Consider the following 25,572-nt stretch of genomic DNA (forward strand, 5'->3'; position numbering starts at 1 on the left):
AATGCCGCGCTTAACTATCCTTGGAGAATTACCCTGTGCGAAGCTTTGCCGAACTAGAGCTGGATCCTGAACTGCTCAGTGCACTCGACGATATGGGCTATCAGCGCCCAACGCTTATCCAATCGGAGGTCATCCCCCATGGTATGGATGGGCGCGACATCCTCGCGTCGGCACCAACCGGAACGGGAAAAACCACGGCTTTTTTGCTGCCAATGCTGCAGCACTTGTTAGATTTTCCACGGCAAAAGCCAGGACCAGGCCGCGTGCTTATTCTGACCCCCACGCGTGAACTGGCAATACAAGTCGCTGATGAAGCGCGTGCATTAGCCAAAAACACAAGTCTAAAGGTGTTCACCATTACCGGCGGGATTTCGTATCAAGAGCACGCCGAGCAATTGGGAAAAACCCAGGATATTGTCGTCGCGACCCCAGGTCGCTTAATGGAGTACATCGAGGCAGAGCGTTTCGATTGTCGCGCCGTTGAGTGCCTTATTCTCGATGAAGCAGATCGCATGTTGGATATGGGCTTTGCCAATACGGTCAATCGCCTATCTGATGAGTGCCAACGTCGTCGTCAGACCATGCTATTTTCAGCAACACTTGAAGGTCGTGGGGTTAGCGGATTCACTGACAGTCTTTTAGACGAGCCAGAGCTAATCGATGTCACCCCTCCTCGCCGTGAACGCAAAAAAATCACCCAGTGGTATTACCGTTGTGACGACCTCAATCATAAACGCGCGCTACTCAAAGCCATTGTGAACGATCAAGCGGCGCGCGCGATTGTCTTCATAAAAACACGTGAACGCTTGGCGGAACTTCGCGAGTATATGCAGTCACAACAACTCGAATGCGCCTGGATTCAAGGTGAAATGCAACAAGCCAAACGCAATAATGCCATCAGCCGTTTTAGTGAGGGAAAAGTGCGTATTCTCCTCGCGACCGATGTGGCCGCTCGCGGCATTGATGTGCCTGATATAACCCACGTGATTAACTACGATCTTCCGCGGACTGCCGATGTGTATTTACACCGTATTGGTCGCACAGCACGCGCGGGTAAGAAAGGATCTGCCATTTCGCTGGTTGAGGCCCACGATCAGCCCATGATGGATCGCATCACCCGTTATATGGATGAAGATATCAAAGAGCGAACCATTGATGGTTTGAAGCCAAAACATAAAAAAGCAGAGCACAAAAAGAAAAAAAAGAAGCAAAGCGATAAAAAGACAACCACAGCTAAAAAGCCCAAAAAACGCAAATAGATTTAGACATCCATCCGTCACACTGACTGGCTGAAATATAAGGATTTACTCAAGGAGGCCCTACACGGTCTCCTTTTTTTCGCCTGTCACGTCCATTTTACTGCACACTAAACGATCAATTTCACACATCACGCAATGCAATGACACAAAATATTAACAATTGAGCTGCAAATCAGTTTAAGATGCTAGCCGCGATTACAATAAAACATGATGCAAACACAGTAGAAGGAACTCACTATGCAATCGTTTGTCGATTTCTTAAATAGCATCATATGGAGCCCAGTGCTGATCTACACCTGCCTAGGTGCAGGACTGTTCTACTCCATATTGACACGTTTTGTGCAAGTCCGTCATTTCTCCGAGATGTGGCGACTGCTCTTTTCTGGAAAAAGCTCGGAAAAAGGGATCTCTTCATTCCAAGCGCTCGCCGTTTCCCTTTCTGGCCGTGTCGGTACCGGTAATATTGCCGGTGTGGCAGCGGCGATAGGATTTGGTGGCCCAGGGGCTGTTTTTTGGATGTGGGTCGTTGCCTTCTTAGGGGCGGCAACGGCATTCACCGAGTCAACCCTAGCGCAAATTTATAAAGAAGAAGACAACGGTGAGTTCCGCGGTGGGCCAGCGTATTATATTGAAAAAGCGATGGGGCAAAAATGGTATGCCATTCTTTTTGCACTCGCGACACTCCTCGCTTGTGGCGTCATGTTGCCGGGCGTACAGTCGAATGCCATTGGTAATGCCGTTGAAACCGCCTTTGGCTCAGGTGCTATGGTTGATACCGCCATGTTTGGCGCACTCGAGGTGTCTAAAATCATCACCGGCGCCTTTATTTCTGTCGTGCTGGGTTTCATTATTTTTGGTGGCGTGAAGCGTATCGCCCACTTTACCCAGATCGTCGTGCCATTTATGGCGCTGGCGTACATTATTATCGCCTTCGTCATCATTTTGCTCAACATCAGCGAAGTACCTACCGTGTTTGCCATGATTGTTGGCGATGCCTTCACACCAATGGCCGGTGCTGGCGCAGCAATCGGTTGGGGGGTGAAACGTGGGGTTTACTCTAACGAAGCCGGTCAAGGAACGGGCCCCCATGCGGCAGCAGCAGCGAATGTTGAGCACCCAGCACAGCAAGGTTTGGTGCAGTCGTTCTCCGTGTATATCGATACTCTGCTGGTCTGTTCAGCCACCGCATTTATGATCATCATTACCGGCGCTTACAATGTGCACGGTGCCGGTGACGCCTTTATCGTGCAAAACTTAGCCTCATCGGTGGCAGCCAATAGCCCTGAGTTTACTCAGCTTGCCATTGAAGCGGCGATGCCTGGACTGGGCAAACCCTTTATCGCGTTTGCACTTTTCTTCTTCGCCTTTACTACCATTCTTGCCTACTACTACATTGCGGAAACCAACATTGCTTACCTACGTCGCACGTTTAAAGTGCCTGGTATGATGTTTGTACTGAAACTGGTGCTGATGTCCGCGGTATTCTATGGTTGTGTTCGTAGTGCTAACCTCGCTTGGGCATTTGGTGACGCTGGCGTTGGCTTAATGGCTTGGCTCAACATTGTCGGTATCATCATCATCTTCTTCATGTCCAAACCGGCGATGAAGGCGTTGAAAGACTATGAAGAGCAACAAGCCCAAGGGGTTGAAACTTACACCTTTGATCCCGTCAAACTGGGGATCAAAAATGCTGACTACTGGGAGCAGCGCTTGGCGCGTCGCAATGGTACTCAGGACAGCCAAGCAACAGATGCAGATGGAAAGCCGATTAATCCAACCGCGTAATCCATCCTAAAGCGATAAAATACAGGGCGCCTTAGAGGGCGCCCTTTTTTATGGGTATAGCGGTAATGCCGTGCGCATTACGTATTACAGGCTTAGTCTTCTAAACGAAAAATAATATCGACTTGATCGCGTATCTGCATAGTCGCATCCTGATAGGTCGCTGCCACTTCAGCACTGTCACTACGCATTTGTGCGTTCATCATCACCGGGCGCGGATGACTTGAGCGGTAGCGCACTTGCCAAACGCCATCAATGCGCATCCCCAGGCTTTTAGCCAAGGCATCTGCTTTATCTTTTGCGTCGTTAACAGCAGCCTCGCGCGCCTTGTCTTTAAGCGCCAACTGTTCGCTACTGGTTAGCTGTACCTGTCGGATACGGTTGATCCCCTCGCCCAACGCACCATCTAGCACTGCATTCAATTTGTCTAGCTGATTTAGCGTCACCGTCACCTGTCGTTCGGCACGATAACCTATCAGTTCAGGCGCTTTGTCTTTTGTATGTTGATAACGTGGAGATAGCTGGATATGGGCGCTCTCTATCTGATCACGTTTCACACCTTGTTTTGCCAGCCGTTCGATAAAAGCAGCAACCGCTTTATCTGATGCGCTTTTTGCTGCTTTGGCGGTTTTTCGCTCAGTGACCACGCCAACATCAATATTGGCCATATCAGGCGCTGCCGTGATTTCCCCAACACCTGTGATCTCTAAATGAGGAAAATCGATGTTGGCCATCACCGCCGGGGAAATAACCAACGCGCCGGTGAGCCATATTATTGCTTTAAACTTACGCATCATCTCTCCTTTTATGGATTCAAATTATCATGAGGTTACAGGTCAGACTCTTTTATCAGCGAAAGACTCCCTCGCTTAGGTCAAGTTTATGTTAAAACCCGATCAACGCCATTTATTACTCGGCACAAACCTGTATGTGATCGGCAATTTCTCTTCTTGCTCCCGTATCCGTTACATGATGAAGAAAATTCGGTTCCCTTTCCGGGTCGCTCTGCTTAAAGTGAGGGGAATGACACGAGATAAAAGGAATAGACCGTGAGCAGTTTTTTAGTTGCACTTCAAGGCTTAGGATTAAGTCTCACCATGATTATCCCCATTGGCGCGCAAAACGCCTATGTGATTAACCAAGGGATCAGCCGTGAACACCATATGATCACTGCATCCATTTGCTTTGTCTGCGATATTGTCTTGATCTCGACAGGTATCTTCGGTGGAGGCGCTTTATTAGCGAGCTATCCTTTATTGCTGAATACGATAACTATCGCTGGCATCGCGTTTCTCAGTGTGTATGCGTGGCAGTTTATACAAAGTGCGCGTCAGCAACATCAGGAAGACGACTTAACAGTACCGAGCATGAGCCGCGGGCGCCGAGCAGTGATCATTGGTGCGCTTGCGGTGACCTTGCTCAACCCGCATGTTTACCTTGATACCGTGGTGGTGTTAGGGGCGATTGGCGGCCAGTTTGCATTCGATGAGCGAATTGCCTTTACGATCGGCGCGCTGATGGGGTCATGTTTATGGTTTTATGGCTTATCCGCAGGGGCTGCCCGCTTATCGCCTTGGCTGTCGACGCCATCGATACGTCGATTACTCGACCTGTTAATGGCCAGTATGATGATCTTTGTTGCCGGCAAACTGGCGTTCGGTCTTTATGCACGCTTGCTCGCCAGTTAAGCCATGGGAATGGATGCGGCACACTTACCGCACCCATACCAGTGAAAACCAATAGACTGCTAAAACCAATAGACTGCTTACGCTTGGCTCTCACCGCGCTCGAAATGAACACTCATTTGCGGGAAAGGGATTTCAATACCGTTTGCGTCCAGCGCTTCTTTGATGGTCGGCAGGAGCTCAAAATACACACTCCAGTAATCTTCTGTTTTCACCCAAGGTCGAACGACGAAGTTCACGGATGAGTCGGCCAATGTCATCACCGCCACATTAGGCTCAGGATCTTTTAGAATAAGCGGATGCTGCGTCACAATATCGGTTAATACCGCTTTGGTTTTCTTCAAATCCGCGCTGTACGCCACACCAATGGTTAAATCAATGCGACGTGTCGCATGCTTAGAATAGTTAGTGATAGGGCTGCTGATCACTGAACCATTCGGCACCACCACCATTTTGTTGTCAGGGGTGGTCAGCACGGTAGAGAAAATTTGTATCGACTCGACAGAGCCTGCAACACCTGCCAGTTCGACATAATCCCCTGATTTAAAGGGGCGAAACATCACAATCAAGACGCCAGCGGCAAAGTTAGCTAACGATCCTTGTAAGGCTAAACCGACGGCTAAACCAGCAGCACCAAGAATCGCAATCACAGAAGCGGTTTGTACGCCAACACGGCTGAGTGCCGCAATCAGCACGATGATAAAAAGCAAGTATCGAACCAAGCCATGGATGAACTCAACCACCGCATTGTCCATATTACGCTTGCGCATTACTCCCGCCATGGAATTGGCGAGTCCTTTTACCACCATGTTACCGATCACTAAAATCAATAATGCTGAGACAATATTGACCCCATATTGAATCAATAAATCTTGGTTGTTGGTGAGCCATGTTTGTGCCCACTTCGCCCCTTCTACCACCGTGTTCTCTTCACTCATTCCTTTTTCCCTCTATGATTGGAATAAATCATAACCTAATAGTAACAGGCTTTTACCCTCCGCTGTCTATCTTCGCGTCTTCGTTCAGTGAACGCGGCATCACCATATATAAAAAAAGCCCGCCAAATATGGCGGGCTCATGTCTTCTTGTGCTATCAGTACTGTAACTTACAGTACGTCAACCGCGTTAAGATCTTTAAAGGCTTGCTCAAGACGTGCAACCATTGATTCTTGACCTTTACGCAACCATACGCGTGGATCGTAGAATTTTTTGTTTGGCTGATCATCACCTTTCGGGTTACCGATTTGGCTTTGCAGATAACCTTCGTTGTCTTGATAATACTGACGGATACCATCCCATGTTGCCCACTGGGTATCGGTATCGATGTTCATTTTGATCACGCCATAGCCAATAGACTCTTGAATCTGCGCTTCTGAAGAGCCCGAACCGCCATGGAAGACGAAGTTTAGGCCATTGGTCGGCAGACCAAATTTCTCTGAGCAGTAAGCTTGTGATTCACGTAGGATTTCTGGCTTAAGTACTACGTTACCTGGCTTATAAACACCGTGAACGTTACCGAATGAAGCGGCAATGGTGAAGCGAGGGCTTACAGCAGACAGTTTTTCGTATGCGTACGCCACTTCTTCTGGCTTGGTGTAAAGGTCAGCGGTATCAACATCGCTGTTATCCACGCCGTCTTCTTCACCACCAGTAATGCCCAGTTCGATTTCCAGCGTCATGCCCATTTTGTCCATGCGCGCCAGGTATTCGGCACAGATTTCCATGTTCTCTTCCAGTGACTCTTCAGAAAGATCAATCATGTGAGAAGAGAACAGTGGCTTGCCGTGTTCTTTAAAGAAAGCTTCACCGGCATCAAGCAGACCGTCGATCCACGGCAGCAGTTTTTTCGCTGCATGGTCAGTATGCATAATCACTGGCACACCATACACTTCAGCCATCGCGTGAACGTATTTCGCACCGGCAACAGCGCCTTTAATTTGCGCTTCTTGACCGTCTAGCTTCAGGCCTTTGCCTGGGAAGAAGCCTGCACCACCGTTAGAGAATTGAATAACCACTGGCGCTTTTACTTTCGCCGCAGCTTCCATTACAGCGTTGATAGAGTCAGTGTTTACCACGTTAACCGCTGGCAACGCGAACTTGTTCTCTTTAGCAACTTCAAATACTTTCTGAACATCATCGCCAGAGATAACGCCAGGTTTTACAAAATCAAAAACTTTAGACATGGCTCTTGTCCTATTAAATCGGGTTGTCTTTGCTGAACTGAGTAAAGATGCGTATCGGCACCCTTATCAATACGGTGCAATCGTTTACGACTCGGCCTATTGTAGTCAAACGAAAGCAAAAACGGGAGACATCACTCCCGTTTTATCGTCGGATTTATGCGTCTTTCGCACGCGCTTCCAGCATTTCTACCGCTGGAAGTGGTTTGCCTTCAACAAACTCAAGGAAGGCGCCGCCGCCGGTTGAGATGTAAGACACATCGGCTTTAATGCCAAATTTATCAATTGCAGCCAAGGTATCACCACCGCCTGCAACCGAGAAGCCTTCAGACTCAGCGATTGCTTTTGAAATCCCTGCAGTGCCTGCTTCGAAGTTCTTAAACTCGAAAACACCCACTGGGCCATTCCAAAGAATGGTTTTGGCATTTTTCAAGATGTCAGCCAGTGCTTGGGTAGATTCTGGCCCTAGGTCGAAGATCATGTCATCGTCTTGCACGTCTTCAACACGCTTGATTTCAGCCTCTGCATTTTCATCAAACGCTTTGGCACACGCAACGTCGGTCGCAACAGGAATATGGCACTCTTCCATCAAAGATTTCGCCGTATCCACCAAATCTGCTTCATAAAGCGATTTGCCCACATTGTGGCCGTCCGCTGCAATAAAGGTGTTGGCAATACCACCACCGACAACCAGTTGGTCTGCAACGGTAGACAGTGATTTCAAAACGGTCAGTTTGGTCGACACTTTTGACCCACCCACAATCGCCACCATTGGACGAGCAGGGTTATCCATTGCTTTACCAAGCGCGTCGAGTTCGTTCGCCAGTAATGGTCCCGCACATGCGATCGGTGCATGCGTGCCCACACCATGGGTTGATGCTTGCGCGCGGTGCGCAGTACCAAAGGCGTCCATCACAAAAATATCGCACAGTGCGGCGTACTTTTTAGACAGTGCTTCGTCGTTCTTCTTCTCGCCTTTATTAAAGCGAACGTTTTCTAGCACGACGAGCTCACCGGCGTTCAGTTCAAGACCGTCTAAGTAATCTTTAGCCAGGCTAACGTTGCAGTCTAGCGCGTCGTCAAGATAGTTCACGACAGGTTGCAGTGAGTATTGGTCTTCAGGTTGTCCTTCTTCAGGACGCCCCAAGTGAGAGGTCACCATCACTTTCGCGCCGGCTTCCAAGCAGTGTTTGATGGTAGGCAATGACGCCAAAATACGTGCGTCAGAGGTAACTTTACCGTCTTTTACCGGCACGTTCAGATCCGCACGGATAAAGACACGCTTTCCGGCAAGATCTAAGTCGGTCATCTTAATTACAGACATAGGGTCCTCTCTATAAGGTTGCAAATTGAAACTGACTTAATCAGGGCGACCCCCTTGCGTTAGCGCACTCATTGCGCCATCGCCAAGGTGGTATCCAACATTCGGTTGGCAAAGCCCCACTCGTTGTCGCACCAAACCAACGTTTTTATCAGCTGATGATTACTCACCCGCGTTTGCGACCCATCGACAATGGCACTGTGTGAGTCGTGGTTGAAGTCTATCGACACCAAGGGCGCTTCGGTATAATCCAGTATACCGTCTAATGTACATCGAGATGCGGTTTGCAGAGCTTGATTTACGTCATTAACTTTCACTTTAGTACGTACAGTGACACTTAAATCCATAGCTGTCACGTTTATCGTCGGCACACGCACAGAAATCGCTTCGAACTTGTCAGAAAATTTCGGAAAAATCCTACCGATCCCAACATGCAATTTGGTATCGACAGGAATGATAGACTGGCTAGCCGTGCGTGTACGACGAAGATCGGAATGGTAGGCATCGATCACCTGCTGATCATTCATTGAAGAGTGAATGGTGGTAATGGTGCCAGACTCAATACCAAAGTGCTCATCCAGCGCTTTGATCACCGGCACAATGCAGTTTGTGGTACAAGATCCATTGGAGACAATACGATCGTCTGTCGTCAATGCCTCGTGATTGACGCCATATATCACGGTTCGGTCGACATCTTGGCTCGCAGGGTGTGAAAACAAGACTTTTTTAGCGCCAGCGGCAATGTGTGCTTCGCCGTCTTCACGGGTACCAAATTTACCCGTACAGTCTAAGACAATATCAACATCAAGATCACGCCAAGGTAACAGTTGTAATTCCGGTAAGTGAAGAAGGCGAATGCTGTCGGTGGCGACAAACAAATGTTCTTGATTGTAAGAAACAGGCCAACCGAATCGACCGTGGCTCGAGTCATACTGGAGCAGATGCGCCATCGCTTCCGGCTCGGCGAGTTCATTAATCGCCACCACTTGAATGCGATCGTGCTTACCGCTCTCGTACAGGGCACGCAATACGCTGCGCCCTATGCGGCCAAATCCATTAATTGCGACTCTGAGTGCCATGTCCATCGGTGCTTGTTTGACGATGGTACACAGTGTATCTCAAGCACGTAAAAGACGCACGTATTGTGTGAGTCTTCTCACGCGAGTTGAGAACAAAGCGTAGTAAAAAAACGCCCGTCCGGTAAAAGTCCGAGACGGGCGTGGCAGTGTGATGGCGGCTTCAATCGATGCAGCAAGACCATCCTTTATTGTGACTTAGAAGCTGATATTCATGCCTAACCAATATCGGCGTTCATCACTGATATAGCCGTAATCCTCATAGTCACGTTCTTTGTCCAATAGATTATAAACCGCACCTTGAAGCTCAATGGCGTCGCTGAGCTGATAGTTCATCCCAGCGTCTACCAAGGTGTAGCTCGGCTCTATATTGCTTCGCGAGGATGGGCCTTTGACAGGATCCATTTCTTCGCCACGGTAGGTCGCGCTGACCCAAGGGCTCAACCGCTCGGTGGCTTGCCAGTTTACTTCGCCATACGCGAGCTGCTGAGGAATTTGATTCAGAGGTTGGCCTTTATACGCACCGGTCTTCTGCTCCGAATCGGTGTAGGTATAACTGGCGCTGATATCAATGGTGTCAGTCACGGGAGCAGATACATTGGCCTCTATGCCTTGGGTAACGGCTTCGTCAACATTGATTCGATAAGTTGGATCTGAGCCAAACCGATTGGGACCGTCGGTGCACACGGAAGCCGGGCAGGTCACACGGGTGATCTTATCTTTAAAGTCATTATGGAATGCTGTTAACGAGCCACTAACTCCGGTGTCGCCTTGATAGTTAATACTCACTTCTGAGTTCACAGACGTTTCAGGTTCCAGGTCGGCGTTACCATAGATATTACCGCCACGACTCACTTGCGCCCAATTCGGCGCAATTTCTCGCAGTTGTGGTGAACGGAATCCGGTCGCGATCCCACCTTTCACTATCCAGCTATCGGTGAGCTGATAAACACCATACAGGCGTGGACTGGCGTGATAATCATAGTTTTCATCATGATCAACACGTAGGCCTAGCGTCACGCTAAATGGGTCAATCACTCGCCATTCATCCTCCACAAACAAGGCGGCCTGAGTATTGTCAATTTCAGTTTGGCTCGATGCTTGATTAGAGGAAAAGTCTTCCAGTTCGGCATGGGTCACCGAGCCGCCAACCGTCAAAGTGTGTGTGTCAAAATCACGGATAAGACGGGTTTTAAACTCGGTGTTGTTAATCGTCATCTCACGACTTTTATTGCGGCTTTGCTCGTGCTGTAGGTGTGAGTCTGACCAGCCCCACGTCCAATGTCCTTCATGGCCGAGCGCTACCGATTGTCGCCGATATTCATTATTGCTGTTTTCACAACCGCCTCGACAACCCTCGGTCGGCACGGTTTTACCCATTTGGCCATTGCGCTCTTGCGAGCTCGCGCCTAGGTCCAGGGTCCATTGTTGAAAATCGCTGGCATCATAGGTCAACGAGGTTGATAGGCTGCGTAAAGATTTATCCTCGTAACCGAAAGTAATGTCGTCTTCTTGACGTTGAACCGTTTGGCCCGATACCTTCATACCCAGTTTATCGCTTAGGGCGCCAGAAAGGTAAAAGTTGGCACTTTGTTCATCGCCTGATGCGCGTTTTTCTTGTAATAACGTACTCAGCTGCACGTTACCGTGCCACTCTTGCTGGTTACGACGCGTAATAATGTTAATTACCCCACCAATGGCATCAGAGCCATACAATGTCGACATCGGCCCGCGAATCACCTCAATACGCTCAATCGCTTGCAAAGGCGGCAGCCAACCTTGTTCAATGCCGGGTCCGTCGCTGTTTGGGCGTGTTTCTCGACTGGTGGTACGCTTTCCATCCACCAGCATCAAGGTATATTTTGACCCCATACCGCGAATGCTTATATCCGTGGTATCGCCACCGCCTGTCACGACCACGCCAGGGATGCGTTTTAGGGCATCCGTGACATCTCGATAATAACGACCTTCTAGTTGGTCACGGCTAATCACACTGATACTTGCTGGCGCCTTTGCTGTGGCTTGCTCAAATCCTGAGGCCGTGATGACCATGGTTTCAGTATTTTGATCGACCGCTTCAGCCGCATGAATGGCACTTAAGGGGATACCGGCTAAAACCATCCCAAGTACGCAGGGACGAAGACAACTGGACATAATCAACTCCATTCTGTGATAATGATTATCGTTTGTTATATGATAATTATTCACATCTAAGTCAGGACAACTAGTGGCAAAACAGGAACACTTCGTTCCAGTGATAGAACGACGTCATAGTCACCAAACGACAAGTGTGGACTTTCAACGGAATCAAAAAGGACGATTATGCAGGACTTCTCCTCTATTCGTGCATTTGTTGCTTTATGCCAACATCAAAGCCTAACGGCGGCCGCGAAAGCACTGGGACAGCCCAAATCAACTCTCAGTCGTCGTTTAGCGCAGCTCGAGACAGATATGGGGCAGTCACTGACACAACGGCAAGGAAACCGGCTAGTGTTAACCAAAGCAGGCGAGATATTCTCCCGTTACTGCCAACAAATGCTCGATTTGGTCGAGGAAAGTGAAGAAGCGATCCAAGGGTTAAATAATCACCTTCAAGGGCCAATTGACGTGATTTGCCACCCAGGCATGATGCGTGGATGGGCAGGGCCATCGATAAATGCCTTTTTAGCGCAACACCCCAAGGTTTCCATTACATTAACGAGTGACGTCAGCCCAGCGCGTATCCAGTCTGCGGATCTGATTATTTGGGCGGGCGATATTATACTGCCGATGAACTGTCGAGCTCATAAGCTAGGCACTTGGCAATATGGTATTTATGCTGCACCACACTACGTGGCACAACACGGCCCTTTTATGCATCCAAGCGCTTTGGACGGCCATCCATGGCTGGATGTTTTTGCCCTTCGGCGGCAAGGGTTGACGCTCCATAATCACGATAACACCTACCATTTAAGCGCCATGCCTAGCCGTTTCAATTGCGACATGATAGCGATCCAGTTAGATGCGATTGCAAATGGACAAGGTGTCGGACTTCTGCCGACTTGGAGTGCAGCTGGCTATCAGAAACACCACCCTGATAAAATTATACGGTGTTTAGCGCAATGGCACTCAGCGCCGGTCCCATTACATCTTTATTGCAGTGCTGGCCGCCTTCCTCTGCGTGTCGAGTCACTCAAACATTGGCTGCAAGAAGCGGCTCCAACCGGCTGGCAACCCGCAAGATCGCCTCAAGCCGTTACTTAGGACAATACGATACGGCTCGCCTTTGCTATACCTAGAGAGGCCCCCTGATGCATTAACTGACTTGCGTTTATCGTATTTGCGAATAAAATAGACGTCTAGAAGTTAAAACATCTGAGATGATCGGCGAGACAACTCGCTACGTATCGTCGGTATTCTTGATAACCAATGAGAGTGTCACATGGCTAAGCACCTGTTTACCTCAGAGTCCGTCTCTGAAGGCCATCCTGATAAAATCGCCGATCAGATTTCTGATGCGGTCTTGGATGCCATTCTTGAGCAAGATCCCAAAGCGCGCGTTGCCTGCGAAACCTACGTGAAGACCGGAATGGTCATGGTAGGCGGGGAAGTGACGACCTCAGCCTGGGTTGATATTGAAGAGCTCACTCGCCAAACGGTACGCGATATTGGTTACGTCCATTCCGATATGGGTTTTGATGCCAATTCTTGTGCAGTATTGAACACCATTGGCAAGCAATCGCCTGATATAAACCAAGGCGTTGACCGCGCTGATCCCAAAGATCAAGGTGCGGGCGATCAAGGGATTATGTTTGGTTTTGCCACCAATGAAACCAATGTACTGATGCCAGCCCCTATTACTTACTCACACCGTTTGGTTGAGCGCCAAGCGCAAGTGCGTAAAGATGGCACCTTAGATTGGCTACGTCCTGATGCAAAAAGCCAGGTCACTTTCGCCTACGACAACGGCAAGATTGCGGGCATTGACGCCGTGGTGCTGTCAACACAGCATGGCGACAGCATTTCAACCGACGATCTCCGCGAAGCGGTCATGGAAGAAATTATCAAACCGGTTCTGCCTGCAGAATGGCTCACCAAAGAGACCAAATTCTTTATTAATCCAACGGGTCGCTTTGTGATTGGTGGCCCGATGGGAGACTGTGGTTTAACCGGCCGTAAAATTATCGTGGATACCTACGGTGGCGCAGCCCGTCACGGTGGCGGGGCATTCTCAGGCAAAGATCCATCAAAAGTGGATCGTTCTGCCGCCTACGCCGCACGTTATGTAGCGAAAAACATCGTCGCAGCTGGCCTTGCTGACCGCTGTGAGATTCAATTGTCGTACGCCATTGGTGTGGCCGAGCCAACGTCTATCATGGTCGAAACCTTTGGCACTGAAAAAGTGGCGCCAGAGGTGATTATTAAAGCTGTTCGTGAGCACTTCGATCTACGTCCGTATGGCCTACAAGAAATGCTCGACTTACTGCAACCTATTTATAAGCAAACTGCTGCGTATGGCCATTTTGGTCGTGAAATTTTCCCATGGGAGAAAACCGACAAAGCAGACCTATTGCGTGAATTTGCCAAGCTTGGTTAATCTGGCCTGATTCGCTTTTTACAAAGGGAAGCGTTCGCTTCCCTTTTTTGATCGCAGTGTGAGTCGACACCTATGCCTTCTCTTTCTAACACCTTGATACAATCGGTCACCGACCAGGTTCACGCCTGTATTGATCGTGCCAATCGACAACTAGATCGCCAACTGGTTTATCCAACAATTGGCTTTACGTTACGAGGGCGCGCCGCAGGCACCGCGCATCCGACAGAATGGCGATTAAGGTTTAATCCGGTATTGCTCCAGCAGCACGCCGACGCTTTTTTTCATGAGGTGATCCCGCATGAAGTCTGTCATTTAGTCACGTTCGCGCTGCATGGGCGTGTCAAACCTCATGGTCCGGAATGGCGCGACCTAATGACTAACTTGTTTCATGTTCCAGCAAACACGACCCACCAGCTTGATATCACAGCGGTGCAAGGGAAAACCTTCTCGTACCAATGCCGTTGTGGGCCAGTGGCCTTAACGATACGCCGTCATCATAAAGTTCTGCGCGGCCAGGCAACCTATCGGTGCAAACAGTGCCAACAGATACTGACGCCGGTTAGCGAAAAACATTAGCCATTTGCTTTTCCGTTCACCGTCCCCATATTATTGACACGTTCCCGATTAACACATCACCTATTGCCACCGGTAGCCATGTTACACTGGAGGCTGATTGATAATGGAAAGCGAACACCATGCGAATTCCTCGAATTTATCACCCGGCGCCTTTACCGTCTCAAGGCACGGTGACCTTAAGCGATGAAGCGGCGAATCATCTAGGCCGCGTATTAAGAATGCAAGCAGAGCAACCAATTCTGCTTTTTGATGGTTCTGGGGCACAATTTCCAGCGACCTTGACGCAAATCAGTAAGAAACACGTCACCGCAACCATCTCAGCCCGCGAAGAGGTCGGTGTTGAATCGCCACTAGATTTTGAACTGGGACAGGTTATTTCTCGTGGTGAGAAAATGGAATTTACCGTACAAAAATCGGTTGAGTTAGGGGTAAATACCATTACGCCACTTTTATCGGCGCGATGTGGGGTCAAGATCAATGCTGATCGACTGGAGAAAAAACGCCAACAATGGCAAAAAATAGCCATTGGCGCGTGCGAACAAAGTGGGCGCAATATCGTCCCCACCGTGAATCCCGTGATCAACCTAGACACTTGGTGCCAACAGGCATTTGATGGATTGAAACTCAACCTTCATCCTCGCGCACCGTATTCCCTCAATACACTTCCTCAAGCCCCTTCTAAGCTACGTTTGTTGATTGGGCCAGAAGGCGGATTGTCAGAAGAAGAAATAGCGATGACACGTGATCGTGGTTTTGAAGAAATTTTATTGGGCCCTCGGGTCTTACGCACAGAAACGGCGGCGCTGACAGCCATTACCGCGCTACAAGTCCGTTTTGGCGACCTGGGTTAACGGCAAACAGGAGAGACATGATGAAAATAGGTGTAGTGATGGATCCCATTGAGGCCATCAGTGTAAAAAAAGACTCCACGTTTGCCATGATGTTGGCGGCACAACAACGCGGCTGGGAAATACATACTATTTCGATGAATGATATGTCGATGCTGCAGGGTGAACCGAGTGCTCGCACCCAAACAGTGAGTGTCATGGATGATCCTAACAATTGGTATCAAGTACACCAAACACAAACCCTACCGCTGCGCGCGTTTGATGCGATCTTGATGCGAAAAGATCCCCCCTTTGATACCGAGTATATCTATGCGACCTACATGCTAGAGCGCGCAGAAGAAGCCGGTGTTTTAATTGTGAACAAACCGCAAAGCCTCCGTGACTGTAACGAGAAACTCTATACCGCTTGGTTCCCTGAACACACACCCACCACCTTAGTGACACGACGTGCCGACGAGATTCGTGCATTCCAAGCCCAGCACGGTGATGTTATTTTGAAGCCGCTCGATGGCATGGGGGGCGCCTCTATTTTCCGGGTCAAACAAGGTGATCCGAATATTGGTGTGATCATTGAGACCCTTACTGAGCATGGCCAACGTTTTTGCATGGCACAAACCTTCGTCCCTGACATCAGCAATGGTGATAAGCGCATCTTAATTGTTGACGGCGAACCGGTGCCCTACTGTTTGGCCCGCATTCCAGCAGAAGGTGAAACGCGCGGTAATCTCGCCGCCGGTGGCCGTGGTGAAGCACGTCCTTTATCGGAGACGGATTGGGCAATTGCACGTGCAGTCGCACCGACATTGAAAGAAAAAGGGCTGATCTTCGTTGGACTCGATGTGATCGGCGATAAGCTCACAGAAATCAATGTCACCAGTCCGACCTGTATTCGTGAAATTGACGCCGCGTATGATATTTCCGTAGGCGACATCTTGATGGAAGCGATCGCCCAACGCTGCAAATAAAAAATGAGGCGCATTGCGCCTCTATGATTGCCTAAATACACATATTTTGCGCATACTCAACGTAAGCGTACGAACAGGAGACGGCGATATGGATCTGAAAAATCATTTTTTAATCGCAATGCCGAGCATGGCCGATAGCCGTTTTCAACAGGGTGTTATCTACGTGTGTGAGCATAATCATGACGGCGCCATGGGGTTAATGATCAATCACCCTATTAACTTGTCCGTGGGTAAAATGCTGGACCAAATTGAGGTAGAGCGCGACGTGCCGCTTTCCAAAACAACCGAAAGTCTGACTCAATCCGTTTTATTTGGCGGGCCGGTGTCTGAAGATCGAGGATTTGTGCTGCATCCGGCCAATTGTTCGTATGGCACCAGTGTGCCCGTATCGGATCAATTAGCCGTGACCACCTCAAAAGATATCTTATCGATTCTCGGGACCGAGCAACAGCCAGAGCAATTTTTGGTGGCCTTGGGTTATGCAGGCTGGGAGGCCGGACAGCTTGAACAAGAGTTAGCCGAAAATAGTTGGCTCACACTGGAGGCCGATCCCAGCGTAATTTTTGATACCCCTGTCCACCAACGTTGGCAAAAAGCGCTCGACCAACTCGGCATTGACGCCGCCAACCTTTCTTCACAAGTAGGACACGCATGAACGCACAAACCGTGATGGGTTTTGATTACGGGGTAAAAAGCATTGGCGTTGCCATCGGTCAGTCGTTAACCGGCACCGCTCGCCCTTTATGCGCTTTGAAAGCGCGCGATGGTATTCCTAACTGGGATGACATTGATGCCCTATTAAAAGAATGGCAACCTGATTATTTAGTGGTTGGGTTGCCATTAGATTTACAAGGTGAACCTCTCGATACCATTACACCCAGAGCGAAAAAATTTGCCAATCGCTTACATGGGCGCTTTGGTTTCCCGGTCTCGTTACATGATGAGCGCCTATCAACACGCGAAGCCCGCGCAGCACTTTTTGAACAAGGCGGCTACAAAGCCTTAGGTAAAGGAGCTGTCGACGCCCAGTCAGCCGTTGTGATTATTGAAAGCTGGTTTGAGCGCCAATATGCTGAGCCGTTTCACGCCTCGGAATAACCCCTTGGTCGGTCAGCCGTATTATCGCCTGCTCCATAGTTTGCATCCCCTGGGCGACGCCTGTTTGCATCATGGAAGTCATCTGCGCCACCTTGTCTTCACGGATAAGGTTAGCAATCGCAGGGGTGGCTTTCATAATTTCATACGCAGCGACCCGTCGGCCCTGGGTGTTTTTGACGAGCTGCTGCGATACTACCGCCTGCAAAGAGGCAGACAACATAGAGCGAACCAAGGGCTTATCACTCCCTGGAAACACATCGATAATCCGGTCAACGCTTTTCGCCGCACTCGCGGTATGTAACGTGGCAAAGACTAAATGGCCAGTTTCTGCGGCCGTCAATGCTAAGCTTATTGTCTCTAAGTCTCGTAGCTCGCCGACCAGAATCACATCTGGATCCTCCCGTAAGGCCGAACGCAGCGCCTGTTGAAAGGATTGCGTATCACGATTCACTTCCCGCTGATTCACTAAGCTTTGTTGCGGCGAGTGAATAAACTCGATCGGATCTTCAATAGTAAGAATATGCTTTTGTTGATGACGATTAATATGATCAACCATCGCTGCCAACGTCGTTGATTTGCCCGATCCCGTCGGCCCAGTCACGAGTACCAGCCCCTGAGTGAGCGACGCGAGCTCTGTTAAGACAGAAGGTGCGTTTAACGCTTCCAAGGTTGGCAGCGCCTCTGGGATAACCCGAAATACCGCCGCGCACCCATGTTGCTGATGAAAAGCGTTCACCCGAAACCGGCCAACCGAGGCCAGCTCAAACGAAAAATCCACCTCCCATTCGGTTACAAACGTTTGCCGTTGCTGGGGATTCATCACAGCGATAATCAATTGCTCGACCACTTGATGATTGAGCGCAGGTAGACTGAGCTTGCGCACATCGCCATCTACCCGCACCATTGGCGGCACGCCCGCAGAAAGATGTAGATCTGACGCACGATGCTTTACACTAAAGGCCAATAGCTCAGTAATTTCCATTCATTTTCCTCGTAGAATCAGGTATGTGTAATATTAAGCAGAATATTGAACAGGTCAGGGAACAAATAGACCTCGCCACCCAAAAATGCGGCCGACCCGATCATTCGGTGCAGTTGCTTGCGGTGAGTAAAACAAAACCCGTCGAGGCGATCGCAGAGGCCGTGGCCGCAGGTCAAACCGCATTTGGCGAAAACTACGTGCAGGAAGGCGTCGAAAAAGTGGAGCACTTTGCCACACATGCCCCAAACACAAAGATTGAATGGCACTTTATTGGTCCAATTCAGTCGAACAAAACGCGCTTGATCGCCAGCCACTTTGATTGGGTCCACTCAGTCGATCGGTTAAAAATTGCTAAACGTCTAAGTGAGCAACGTCCCGCACATTTGCCGCCACTCAACGTTTTAGTACAAGTGAATACCAGCGGTGAGGCGTCTAAATCAGGCATAACACTGGATGAAGCCATGGATTTGATTGAATCAATGCGGGCTTTACCCAACCTCACCGTGCGAGGATTCATGTCGATCCCGCAACCGGAAACAGATTATCAGCACCAATGTGCCGCGTTTGAGCCTTTAGCGACCGCGTTTAATTCGCTCCACGCACACACGCCGACTATTGATACCTTATCGATGGGTATGAGCGGTGATATGGCAGCTGCCATTGCATGTGGCAGTACCATGGTAAGAATCGGCACCGCCGTTTTTGGTGCACGTGATTACCGCTAACGATACCTACACAGAATGATGAGAACAACAGGAACCGAATACATGGAACATCGCCCTCTCACCTTTATTGGGGCTGGCAACATGGCTCGATCCATCATTGCCGGACTCGTGGATGCAGGATATCCCGCCTCAGCCATTACAGCCGCGTCACCCAGCGCGCATCCTAACGATGTGCTGACAACGCAATACGGGATCCAAACCACCACAAACAACCTTCTTGCTTGCCAACAAGCGGAAGTGATCGTTTTAGCGGTAAAACCCCAATTAATGGCAAAAGTATTAAGCGACTTGCCAGCGGTCGATTGGTCGTCGAAAATGGTGATCTCAATAGCCGCTGGCATCAATGTTGCCCGTCTTAATCAAATGGCTGGTACATCACTTAATCTGGTGCGCGTGATGCCGAATACACCTTCGCTGGTGGGTAAAGGCATGAGCGGCCTGTACGCATCACCGGGTGTGACGACGGGTGATCAAGACTATGCCTCCGCGCTGATGAAAGCGGTGGGTGAAGTCTGCTGGGTCGATAATGAGGCGAGTATCAATGGTGTGATTGCGGCTGCAGGCAGTGCGCCGGCCTATTTTTTCCGCTTTATGGAAGCCATGCAGCAAGAAGCCATTCGCCAAGGTTTTACTGACCAGCAAGCAAGGGCGTTGGTACAACAAGCCGCACTGGGAGCGGCAGAAATGGTGGCCGCGAACCCAGACACCACGCTTGGAGAACTACGCGAGCAGGTGACTTCAAAAGGAGGAACCACCGCAGAAGCGTTGCAAGTATTCGAGCAGCACAATATTAGCGACATAGTCGCACAGGCCATGCAGGCGGCGGTGAGCCGTGCTGAGCAAATGGAACAAGAATTTTAATCACTAAGGCGACGATATGAATGCAATGACCTTTCTGATCAACACCGCGTTTGATCTTTACATTATGGTGGTGTTACTCCGTATATGGCTACAATGGTCTCGGGCCGATTTTTATAACCCGTTCTCTCAATTTGTGGTGAAGGCGACCCAACCTGTTGTGGGTCCACTGCGCCGGATGGTTCCCGCGCTCGGTGGATTAGATCTCGCGACCGTCCTCTTTGCTTATCTGCTGATGGTCGCTAAATTTGTGGCACTGGATTTAGTCGCCGGCAATCCATTAGCAATGAGTTCAGGAATGTTCCTGTTTTCTGCCATTGCGCTGCTTAAAGCAGCCGGTAAACTGCTGTTTTGGGTGCTGATCCTACGTGCTATTCTCAGCTGGGTTAGCCAAGGCAATAACCCTGTAGAGCAAGTGTTCCATCAGTTAACCGAACCGGTTTGCGCCCCAGTGCGTCGCATCCTCCCTCCTATCGGTGGACTGGATCTCAGTATTTTGGTGATCTTTATTGGTCTACAATTTATCAATATGTTAATTGGCGACATGGTCGGCCCAGTTTGGTACGCCCTATAAGGGATATGCGCCTCACCCTGACAAGGATCGGGCTGAGGCGCTCGTGCGTACTGGTTTCGGTATGCTCATGCGATCACAACAAGGAAAGATTATGCGTAACCTCATTGCTTTGATGATTAGCCTCTGTGGCATAGTCATGACCCCAGCTTGGGCGGGCCAGTTTAAAGAAATCGGCGAATTAGAGGTGCACTACAACACCTTATCAACGACGTTTTTAACCCCTGACATCGCCAAGCAATATGATATTACCCGCAGCGGCTATCGCGGGTTGGTTAATATCGCGGTTCTCGACACCATGCAGCTTGGAAAACCGGCGATTGCCGCCAAGGTCCAAGGCCAAGTCAAAAACTTGGTGGGTAACAGTCGAGAGCTAGATTTTACCGAGATCCGCGAAGGCGACGCGATTTATTACATTGCGACCTTTGCCGCTGATGATGAGGAAACCTATCAATTCCAGATTGATCTCAACGCAGCGGGCAATCGCAGTGCCTCCTTCGACTACAATTACACGTTTTACGTCGATACCCCTTAACAGGGTGACAAACACATAGGTAACCGACATGAATAAAGTTGTGCTGGCAACCGGCAATGCAGGCAAAGTAAAAGAAATGGCCGGGCTACTCGGCGAATTTGGTTTTGAGGTTCTGCCGCAAAGTGATTTTGCGGTGACAGAAGCTGACGAAACCGGGACCACTTTTATTGAAAATGCCATCATTAAAGCCCGCCACGCGGCGAAACTGACCGGGCTTCCAGCCATCGCCGATGATTCAGGCCTTGAGGTGGATGCGCTAAAAGGCGCACCTGGCGTCTATTCAGCTCGCTATGCTGGCGATGACGCCAATGATGCCGATAATGTCGCCAAGCTACTCGACGCAATGCATGATACTGATACCCATGCACGCCAAGCACGTTTTCATTGCGTATTGGTGTACATGCGCCACGCGAATGATCCGACGCCATTGGTCTGTCATGGCGTTTGGGAAGGTCAAATTGCCCATGCACCACAAGGTGACAACGGCTTTGGCTACGATCCAGTATTTTTGCCCCATGATCAGCAATGCACCGCTGCCGAAATGCCTGCGTCAGAGAAAAAACAACGCTCACATCGCGGTCAAGCCCTCAACGCCCTATTTCAAGCCTTAAAAGCGTCGCAATAACCCATGATTCCATTAAGTTTGTATGTACACATCCCGTGGTGTGTACAAAAATGCCCGTATTGTGACTTTAACTCACACACGCAAAAAGGCGCGATCCCAGAAGACGATTATATCGATGCGTTGCTCGACGATCTCGACACCGACCTGGCCGCTTATCCCTCAATAGTCACGCGTCCACTGCACTCTATTTTTATCGGTGGCGGCACACCCAGCCTGATGTCGCCCGCTCAGATTGAGCGTTTGCTCGCCGGGATCAATGCGCGACTGACCCCGAGTAACAATATGGAAGTCACCATGGAGGCCAATCCGGGCACCGTCGAGGCCGATAAATTTATTGGCTATCGCCAAGCGGGCGTGACTCGTATATCCATTGGCGTACAAAGCTTTTCTGCCGATAAGCTTACCCGGCTAGGCCGTATTCATGGCCCTGGTGAGGCAGAACGGGCAGCTCACCTTGCCCACCAAGCGAGACTGACGAGTTTTAATCTCGATCTGATGCATGGTTTGCCCGATCAATCCGAACAAGAAGCACTCAGCGATTTGGAGCAAGCCATTGCACTGAAGCCGCCGCATATTTCTTGGTATCAACTGACTATCGAGCCTAATACTCAGTTTTACTCTAAGCCGCCCACCCTGCCAGAAGAAGACACCTTGTGGGACATCTTTGATCAAGGCCATCAACGACTGACCGATGCGGGATATGTGCAGTACGAGACCTCCGCCTATAGCCTGCCAGGCCACCAATGTGCACATAACCTCAACTACTGGCGTTTTGGGGATTATTTGGGAATTGGCTGCGGCGCACATGGCAAACTGACCTTGTTAGAGCATGACCAACCTCGTTTACTTCGTACCGTCAAAGTGAAACACCCACGTGGCTACCTCGATCCAGACAAAGCCTACCTCACCGACAGCCAGTGGGTAAAACATACCGATCTTGCGTTTGAGTTTTTTATGAACCGTTTTCGCTTGCTCGAGCCCTGCCCCAAAGCTGATTTTGTCAGTCACACTGGGCTACCGCTGTCACATCTCGCCGCGCCTATCTCTCAAGCTTCTGAGCAAGGCTTAATCACAGAAACAAGCACCCATTGGCAAATCACGCCAAAAGGTAAATTATTTCTCAATGATCTGCTGGCCATTTTTTTAGCCGACTAATGCAACAAACGATGTGTTAAGGTGCCTATAAATTAGGCGCCGGAACATAAGGCGAGCCCTATCATTCAACAAGCTAAAAAGGATATCTCTGTGACTCCGTCATTTCGCGTCGAGCCCAAGCATTGGACCTTAATTGCGGCCCTTATTATCGCCGTTTACGCCTGTTACCTTTTGATCGAGCCCTATATTGGTGCGATTGTGCTCGCCTTTATCGTGTCGTTGCTGTTCTTCCCCGTCCATAAACGCATCGAAGAAAAGATTGGTCAGCGACCCAATACTGCATCGGTCTTATCTTGCATTCTGATCACCTTTATCATCTTTATTCCACTCACTGTCGTGGCGGGTGCGATCATCGATCAAGGTGTGAGCTTTTTCACTCGTAGCTATGAATGGCTTAATAACGGCGGGGCCAGGCAACTGATCAATAACCCGCAGATACAATCAGCCTTACACTTTGTCAATCAGTGGCTACCGTTTGATGTCATCGACCCTCAAGAGACGGTTAAAAAACTGGCCGCGTGGATGTCCTCTTTTAGCGGTCAAATGCTTGAGTTCAGCTCTGGAGTACTGGGCGATGTCACTAACTTTTTTATCACCTTTATGCTGATGTTATTTGTGCTGTTCTTTTTACTGCGCGATCACGACAACATTATCCAAACACTGCGTCATGTTATCCCTTTGTCACGTAGCCAAGAAGACCAACTGCTTGATGAAGTGGAGAAAGTCGCCAAATCGGCTGTTCTCGGTTCATTCCTCACTGCTTTAGCACAAGGTGCTGCAGGCGGACTAGCGATGTGGGCAGTAGGCTTACCGGCCCTTTTTTGGGGCACCATGATGGCCTTTGCCTCTTTTATTCCTGTGATAGGGACAGCACTTATCTGGTTACCAACAGTGCTATATCTCGCAGTAATCGGTGACTGGCAGTGGGCGCTCGCGCTTTTAGTATGGAGCGTTGTGGTTGTCGGCTCCATTGATAATCTACTTCGCCCTTTTTTGATGCAGGGAAACTCTGGCATGAACACCCTGCTTATCTTTTTCTCATTGTTGGGCGGTTTGCACCTCTTTGGCTTAATGGGGTTAATTTACGGTCCGATTATTTTCTCATTAACATTGGTGTTATTCCGGATGTATGAGCTCGAGTTTGCACACTTCCTTGATCGCCAAGACAACGCCTAACCCGTTAAGGATTGGCCTGGTGCGTGCTTTGTGGGAAAATTCGACTCCCGACGCGCCAGGTTATTTCGGTGCGCTTTATTACCGTCGATAATGCAAAGAGAACAATCATGACCCTCACGGCCCCCAGTGAAATTGCTCAGCGTCACCTTCCGTTGTTTGATAATAAACACCTGCTGTTGGCAGGAGAGCTCGAAGATGACTTTGTCCAACAATTATCGCAACGTGCCGCAAGCGTCACTGTCTTTACGACGCATCACGGTTTCGCCACACGCCAGAAAAAAGCGTCGATTACTGTTCATGCAGGCGCGACGCTCGATATCGATCATCCCATCGATCTGGTCTTATTTTATTGGCCTAAAGCAAAAGCAGAAGCTGATTACTTACTCGCAATGTTGACACACGCATTGGGGAAAGAGGTTGATTGGATGGTAGTGGGTGAAAACCGTAGTGGCATCAAAAGCATTGAAAAACGCTTCGCTCCCTACGGGTCTATTAGCAAATACGATGCTGCGCGGCGCTGCAGTATGTATTACGGTACCTGCCACACCCCTGCGAGCTCTTTTTCGTTGGAAGCGTGGTTTACTGACTACCCATTAACCCTCGGCGAGACGTCACTGACCATTCGTGCGTTACCCGGCGTATTTAGCCAAAAAAGTTTAGATGACGGTACCGAGTTATTGCTTCGTCATCTTCCGTCGATCAAAGGAAACGTATTAGACGTAGGTTGCGGCGCAGGCGTGATAGGTAGCTATATCCTTGCTACTTATCCTGATTGCCAAGTGACGCTTGTGGATGTTAATTACCTCGCCATTGCATCAAGCAAAGCCACACTTGCCGCCAACGGCTTAGATGGGCAAGTTTTACCTTCAGATATGCTTGATGGTGTTGAGGCGACATTTAATACTATCATTAGTAATCCTCCTTTCCATGATGGACTGGATACACGCTACTCACCAACCGAGTCTTTGTTACGTAACGTCCCCTCTCACCTATCCAAAGGTGGCCAGCTCATTGTGGTGGCCAATAGTTTCTTACGCTATCCGCCGATAATTAAAGACAGTCTCGGACAGTGTGAATCGATCGCCAAGACTCGACGCTTCGCGGTCTATCACGCATATAAAACACGTGAGTAAGATCAGAGCAACGGGTTACCTTTAGCAGCTTTATTATCACCACATTTATCATCGCTAAAGCCTGCATTGAAGACTCATTACAACAAAAAGCCCTGACCGTCAGGCCAGGGCTTTATTGGTTTTTCATCAAAGATTAAAGATACAAAAAAGCCCCGACCGTTAGGTCAGGGCTTCGTATTTCACTCATCAAAGTCTTACATATCATTGCTTTGATGCTTAAATGTTTGCTAACTAAAGCCCAATATTAAGCTCTAATTAGATTATCTTGCTTGATGCGATGAGGATTTTGAATCGAGACGCGCAGTGTATGCCAATACATGAGCATCGAAGATATCAAAAGCATCGAGTTATCAACAAGATAAGCAATGAGAGCCTGGCGATGTCCTACTCTCACATGGGGAGACCCCACACTACCATCGGCGCTGCTTCGTTTCACTACTGAGTTC

At 49.4% G+C, this 25,572-nt stretch carries 25 protein-coding genes and 1 rRNA gene; 18 read left to right on the forward strand and 8 right to left on the reverse strand.

Annotated elements, in window-relative coordinates; genetic code table 11:
• Positions 1–35: 35 nt before the first annotated feature.
• Both srmB and BZG76_RS13465 read left to right on the forward strand, forming a co-directional pair.
• Positions 36–1,259: an ATP-dependent RNA helicase SrmB gene (gene srmB / locus BZG76_RS13460; RefSeq protein ID WP_077461742.1), complete on the forward strand. Its 1,224-nt coding sequence runs from the start codon at positions 36–38 to the stop codon at positions 1,257–1,259.
• A gap of 237 nt (positions 1,260–1,496) precedes the next feature.
• Entirely contained in the window at positions 1,497–3,044 is a 1,548-nt protein-coding gene (locus BZG76_RS13465) for an alanine/glycine:cation symporter family protein (RefSeq protein ID WP_077461743.1), read from the forward strand.
• A 92-nt stretch (positions 3,045–3,136) separates the two neighbouring features.
• On the opposite strand, the gene BZG76_RS13470 is transcribed toward BZG76_RS13465, so the two are convergent.
• On the reverse strand, positions 3,137–3,835 hold the full coding sequence (locus tag BZG76_RS13470) for an oxidative stress defense protein (RefSeq protein ID WP_241824098.1): 699 nt from the start codon (positions 3,833–3,835) through the stop codon (positions 3,137–3,139).
• 303 nt (positions 3,836–4,138) lie between these two features.
• On the opposite strand from BZG76_RS13470, the gene BZG76_RS13475 reads away from it, so the two are divergent.
• Positions 4,139–4,729: a LysE/ArgO family amino acid transporter gene (locus BZG76_RS13475; RefSeq protein WP_051109689.1), complete on the forward strand. Its 591-nt coding sequence runs from the start codon at positions 4,139–4,141 to the stop codon at positions 4,727–4,729.
• 77 nt (positions 4,730–4,806) lie between these two features.
• Here the strand turns inward: BZG76_RS13475 and mscS are convergent, their stop codons facing one another.
• From mscS to BZG76_RS13500, 5 genes are all read right to left on the reverse strand, one after another.
• Entirely contained in the window at positions 4,807–5,664 is an 858-nt protein-coding gene (mscS, locus tag BZG76_RS13480; protein ID WP_021023331.1) for a small-conductance mechanosensitive channel MscS, read from the reverse strand.
• Positions 5,665–5,832: 168 nt separating this feature from the next.
• Complete coding sequence (gene fbaA / locus BZG76_RS13485) at positions 5,833–6,909, reverse strand: class II fructose-bisphosphate aldolase (protein ID WP_021024526.1); 1,077 nt, start codon at positions 6,907–6,909, stop codon at positions 5,833–5,835.
• Between the two features lie 154 nt (positions 6,910–7,063).
• Complete coding sequence (locus tag BZG76_RS13490) at positions 7,064–8,230, reverse strand: phosphoglycerate kinase (RefSeq protein WP_077461745.1); 1,167 nt, start codon at positions 8,228–8,230, stop codon at positions 7,064–7,066.
• A gap of 68 nt (positions 8,231–8,298) precedes the next feature.
• Positions 8,299–9,306: an erythrose-4-phosphate dehydrogenase gene (gene epd, locus BZG76_RS13495; RefSeq protein WP_025744720.1), complete on the reverse strand. Its 1,008-nt coding sequence runs from the start codon at positions 9,304–9,306 to the stop codon at positions 8,299–8,301.
• 195 nt (positions 9,307–9,501) lie between these two features.
• Positions 9,502–11,457 carry a ligand-gated channel protein gene (locus tag BZG76_RS13500; protein WP_077461746.1) on the reverse strand — a complete coding sequence of 652 codons (1,956 nt, stop codon included), beginning with the start codon at positions 11,455–11,457 and terminating at the stop codon, positions 9,502–9,504.
• A 168-nt stretch (positions 11,458–11,625) separates the two neighbouring features.
• On the opposite strand from BZG76_RS13500, the gene BZG76_RS13505 reads away from it, so the two are divergent.
• The 7 genes from BZG76_RS13505 to ruvX all read left to right on the forward strand — a co-directional run bounded on the left by BZG76_RS13505 (position 11,626) and on the right by ruvX (position 17,366).
• The gene (locus tag BZG76_RS13505; RefSeq protein WP_077461747.1) at positions 11,626–12,546 is read left to right on the forward strand and encodes a LysR family transcriptional regulator; all 921 of its coding nucleotides are present in this window, start codon (positions 11,626–11,628) and stop codon (positions 12,544–12,546) included.
• Between the two features lie 178 nt (positions 12,547–12,724).
• On the forward strand, positions 12,725–13,879 hold the full coding sequence (gene metK / locus BZG76_RS13510) for a methionine adenosyltransferase (RefSeq protein ID WP_077461748.1): 1,155 nt from the start codon (positions 12,725–12,727) through the stop codon (positions 13,877–13,879).
• Positions 13,880–13,951: 72 nt separating this feature from the next.
• Complete coding sequence (locus tag BZG76_RS13515) at positions 13,952–14,455, forward strand: SprT family zinc-dependent metalloprotease (protein ID WP_077461749.1); 504 nt, start codon at positions 13,952–13,954, stop codon at positions 14,453–14,455.
• A gap of 119 nt (positions 14,456–14,574) precedes the next feature.
• Positions 14,575–15,306: a 16S rRNA (uracil(1498)-N(3))-methyltransferase gene (rsmE, locus tag BZG76_RS13520; RefSeq protein WP_021024533.1), complete on the forward strand. Its 732-nt coding sequence runs from the start codon at positions 14,575–14,577 to the stop codon at positions 15,304–15,306.
• A gap of 17 nt (positions 15,307–15,323) precedes the next feature.
• Entirely contained in the window at positions 15,324–16,268 is a 945-nt protein-coding gene (gene gshB / locus BZG76_RS13525; RefSeq protein ID WP_077461750.1) for a glutathione synthase, read from the forward strand.
• Between the two features lie 88 nt (positions 16,269–16,356).
• Complete coding sequence (locus BZG76_RS13530; RefSeq protein ID WP_021024535.1) at positions 16,357–16,923, forward strand: YqgE/AlgH family protein; 567 nt, start codon at positions 16,357–16,359, stop codon at positions 16,921–16,923.
• Positions 16,920–17,366 (forward strand): Holliday junction resolvase RuvX, encoded by a 447-nt coding sequence (gene ruvX, locus BZG76_RS13535; RefSeq protein WP_021024536.1) that lies wholly within the window; start codon positions 16,920–16,922, stop codon positions 17,364–17,366. The genes BZG76_RS13530 and ruvX overlap by 4 nt, the downstream gene beginning before the upstream one ends.
• On the opposite strand, the gene BZG76_RS13540 is transcribed toward ruvX, so the two are convergent.
• Positions 17,311–18,348, reverse strand: coding sequence for a type IV pilus twitching motility protein PilT (locus BZG76_RS13540; RefSeq protein WP_077461751.1), 1,038 nt, complete (start codon positions 18,346–18,348; stop codon positions 17,311–17,313). The genes ruvX and BZG76_RS13540 overlap by 56 nt on opposite strands.
• Before the next feature lie 23 nt (positions 18,349–18,371).
• Here BZG76_RS13540 and BZG76_RS13545 point away from each other — a divergent pair, with 23 nt between their 5' ends.
• The 8 genes from BZG76_RS13545 (at position 18,372) to rsmC (ending at position 25,126) form a co-directional block, all read left to right on the forward strand.
• Positions 18,372–19,073, forward strand: coding sequence for a YggS family pyridoxal phosphate-dependent enzyme (locus tag BZG76_RS13545; RefSeq protein WP_077461752.1), 702 nt, complete (start codon positions 18,372–18,374; stop codon positions 19,071–19,073).
• A gap of 42 nt (positions 19,074–19,115) precedes the next feature.
• The gene (proC, locus tag BZG76_RS13550; RefSeq protein ID WP_077461753.1) at positions 19,116–19,934 is read left to right on the forward strand and encodes a pyrroline-5-carboxylate reductase; all 819 of its coding nucleotides are present in this window, start codon (positions 19,116–19,118) and stop codon (positions 19,932–19,934) included.
• A gap of 16 nt (positions 19,935–19,950) precedes the next feature.
• On the forward strand, positions 19,951–20,505 hold the full coding sequence (locus BZG76_RS13555; RefSeq protein WP_077461754.1) for a YggT family protein: 555 nt from the start codon (positions 19,951–19,953) through the stop codon (positions 20,503–20,505).
• Positions 20,506–20,596: 91 nt separating this feature from the next.
• Positions 20,597–21,037: a DUF4426 domain-containing protein gene (locus BZG76_RS13560; RefSeq protein WP_108742910.1), complete on the forward strand. Its 441-nt coding sequence runs from the start codon at positions 20,597–20,599 to the stop codon at positions 21,035–21,037.
• A 28-nt stretch (positions 21,038–21,065) separates the two neighbouring features.
• Positions 21,066–21,662: an RdgB/HAM1 family non-canonical purine NTP pyrophosphatase gene (rdgB, locus tag BZG76_RS13565; protein WP_077461755.1), complete on the forward strand. Its 597-nt coding sequence runs from the start codon at positions 21,066–21,068 to the stop codon at positions 21,660–21,662.
• 3 nt (positions 21,663–21,665) lie between these two features.
• Positions 21,666–22,817 carry a radical SAM family heme chaperone HemW gene (gene hemW, locus BZG76_RS13570; protein ID WP_077461756.1) on the forward strand — a complete coding sequence of 384 codons (1,152 nt, stop codon included), beginning with the start codon at positions 21,666–21,668 and terminating at the stop codon, positions 22,815–22,817.
• Between the two features lie 90 nt (positions 22,818–22,907).
• Positions 22,908–23,993 (forward strand): AI-2E family transporter, encoded by a 1,086-nt coding sequence (locus tag BZG76_RS13575; RefSeq protein WP_077461757.1) that lies wholly within the window; start codon positions 22,908–22,910, stop codon positions 23,991–23,993.
• 107 nt (positions 23,994–24,100) lie between these two features.
• The gene (gene rsmC, locus BZG76_RS13580) at positions 24,101–25,126 is read left to right on the forward strand and encodes a 16S rRNA (guanine(1207)-N(2))-methyltransferase RsmC (RefSeq protein ID WP_021024545.1); all 1,026 of its coding nucleotides are present in this window, start codon (positions 24,101–24,103) and stop codon (positions 25,124–25,126) included.
• Positions 25,127–25,497: 371 nt separating this feature from the next.
• Here the strand turns inward: rsmC and rrf are convergent.
• Positions 25,498–25,572 (reverse strand): 5S ribosomal RNA (gene rrf, locus BZG76_RS15685); the annotation flags it as partial.

Source organism: Salinivibrio sp. AR647 (genome assembly GCF_001995415.1).
Classification (GTDB): Bacteria; Pseudomonadota; Gammaproteobacteria; order Enterobacterales; family Vibrionaceae; genus Salinivibrio; species Salinivibrio costicola.

Excerpts from the sequence above, each read along its gene's own strand:
- BZG76_RS13560 (WP_108742910.1), top strand. The coding sequence starts at position 20,597 with ATGCGTAACCTCATTGCTTTGATGATTAGCCTCTGTGGCATAGTCATG.
- epd (WP_025744720.1), bottom strand. The coding sequence starts at position 9,306 with ATGGCACTCAGAGTCGCAATTAATGGATTTGGCCGCATAGGGCGCAGC.
- ruvX (WP_021024536.1), top strand. The coding sequence starts at position 16,920 with ATGAACGCACAAACCGTGATGGGTTTTGATTACGGGGTAAAAAGCATT.
- BZG76_RS13545 (WP_077461752.1), top strand. The coding sequence starts at position 18,372 with ATGTGTAATATTAAGCAGAATATTGAACAGGTCAGGGAACAAATAGAC.
- hemW (WP_077461756.1), top strand. The coding sequence starts at position 21,666 with ATGATTCCATTAAGTTTGTATGTACACATCCCGTGGTGTGTACAAAAA.
- BZG76_RS13540 (WP_077461751.1), bottom strand. The coding sequence starts at position 18,348 with ATGGAAATTACTGAGCTATTGGCCTTTAGTGTAAAGCATCGTGCGTCA.
- BZG76_RS13490 (WP_077461745.1), bottom strand. The coding sequence starts at position 8,230 with ATGTCTGTAATTAAGATGACCGACTTAGATCTTGCCGGAAAGCGTGTC.
- rsmC (WP_021024545.1), top strand. The coding sequence starts at position 24,101 with ATGACCCTCACGGCCCCCAGTGAAATTGCTCAGCGTCACCTTCCGTTG.
- rdgB (WP_077461755.1), top strand. The coding sequence starts at position 21,066 with ATGAATAAAGTTGTGCTGGCAACCGGCAATGCAGGCAAAGTAAAAGAA.
- BZG76_RS13500 (WP_077461746.1), bottom strand. The coding sequence starts at position 11,457 with ATGTCCAGTTGTCTTCGTCCCTGCGTACTTGGGATGGTTTTAGCCGGT.
- BZG76_RS13555 (WP_077461754.1), top strand. The coding sequence starts at position 19,951 with ATGAATGCAATGACCTTTCTGATCAACACCGCGTTTGATCTTTACATT.
- metK (WP_077461748.1), top strand. The coding sequence starts at position 12,725 with ATGGCTAAGCACCTGTTTACCTCAGAGTCCGTCTCTGAAGGCCATCCT.
- BZG76_RS13470 (WP_241824098.1), bottom strand. The coding sequence starts at position 3,835 with ATGCGTAAGTTTAAAGCAATAATATGGCTCACCGGCGCGTTGGTTATT.
- gshB (WP_077461750.1), top strand. The coding sequence starts at position 15,324 with ATGATGAAAATAGGTGTAGTGATGGATCCCATTGAGGCCATCAGTGTA.
- mscS (WP_021023331.1), bottom strand. The coding sequence starts at position 5,664 with ATGAGTGAAGAGAACACGGTGGTAGAAGGGGCGAAGTGGGCACAAACA.
- BZG76_RS13530 (WP_021024535.1), top strand. The coding sequence starts at position 16,357 with ATGGATCTGAAAAATCATTTTTTAATCGCAATGCCGAGCATGGCCGAT.
- proC (WP_077461753.1), top strand. The coding sequence starts at position 19,116 with ATGGAACATCGCCCTCTCACCTTTATTGGGGCTGGCAACATGGCTCGA.
- BZG76_RS13515 (WP_077461749.1), top strand. The coding sequence starts at position 13,952 with ATGCCTTCTCTTTCTAACACCTTGATACAATCGGTCACCGACCAGGTT.
- rsmE (WP_021024533.1), top strand. The coding sequence starts at position 14,575 with ATGCGAATTCCTCGAATTTATCACCCGGCGCCTTTACCGTCTCAAGGC.
- BZG76_RS13475 (WP_051109689.1), top strand. The coding sequence starts at position 4,139 with ATGATTATCCCCATTGGCGCGCAAAACGCCTATGTGATTAACCAAGGG.
- BZG76_RS13505 (WP_077461747.1), top strand. The coding sequence starts at position 11,626 with ATGCAGGACTTCTCCTCTATTCGTGCATTTGTTGCTTTATGCCAACAT.
- BZG76_RS13465 (WP_077461743.1), top strand. The coding sequence starts at position 1,497 with ATGCAATCGTTTGTCGATTTCTTAAATAGCATCATATGGAGCCCAGTG.
- fbaA (WP_021024526.1), bottom strand. The coding sequence starts at position 6,909 with ATGTCTAAAGTTTTTGATTTTGTAAAACCTGGCGTTATCTCTGGCGAT.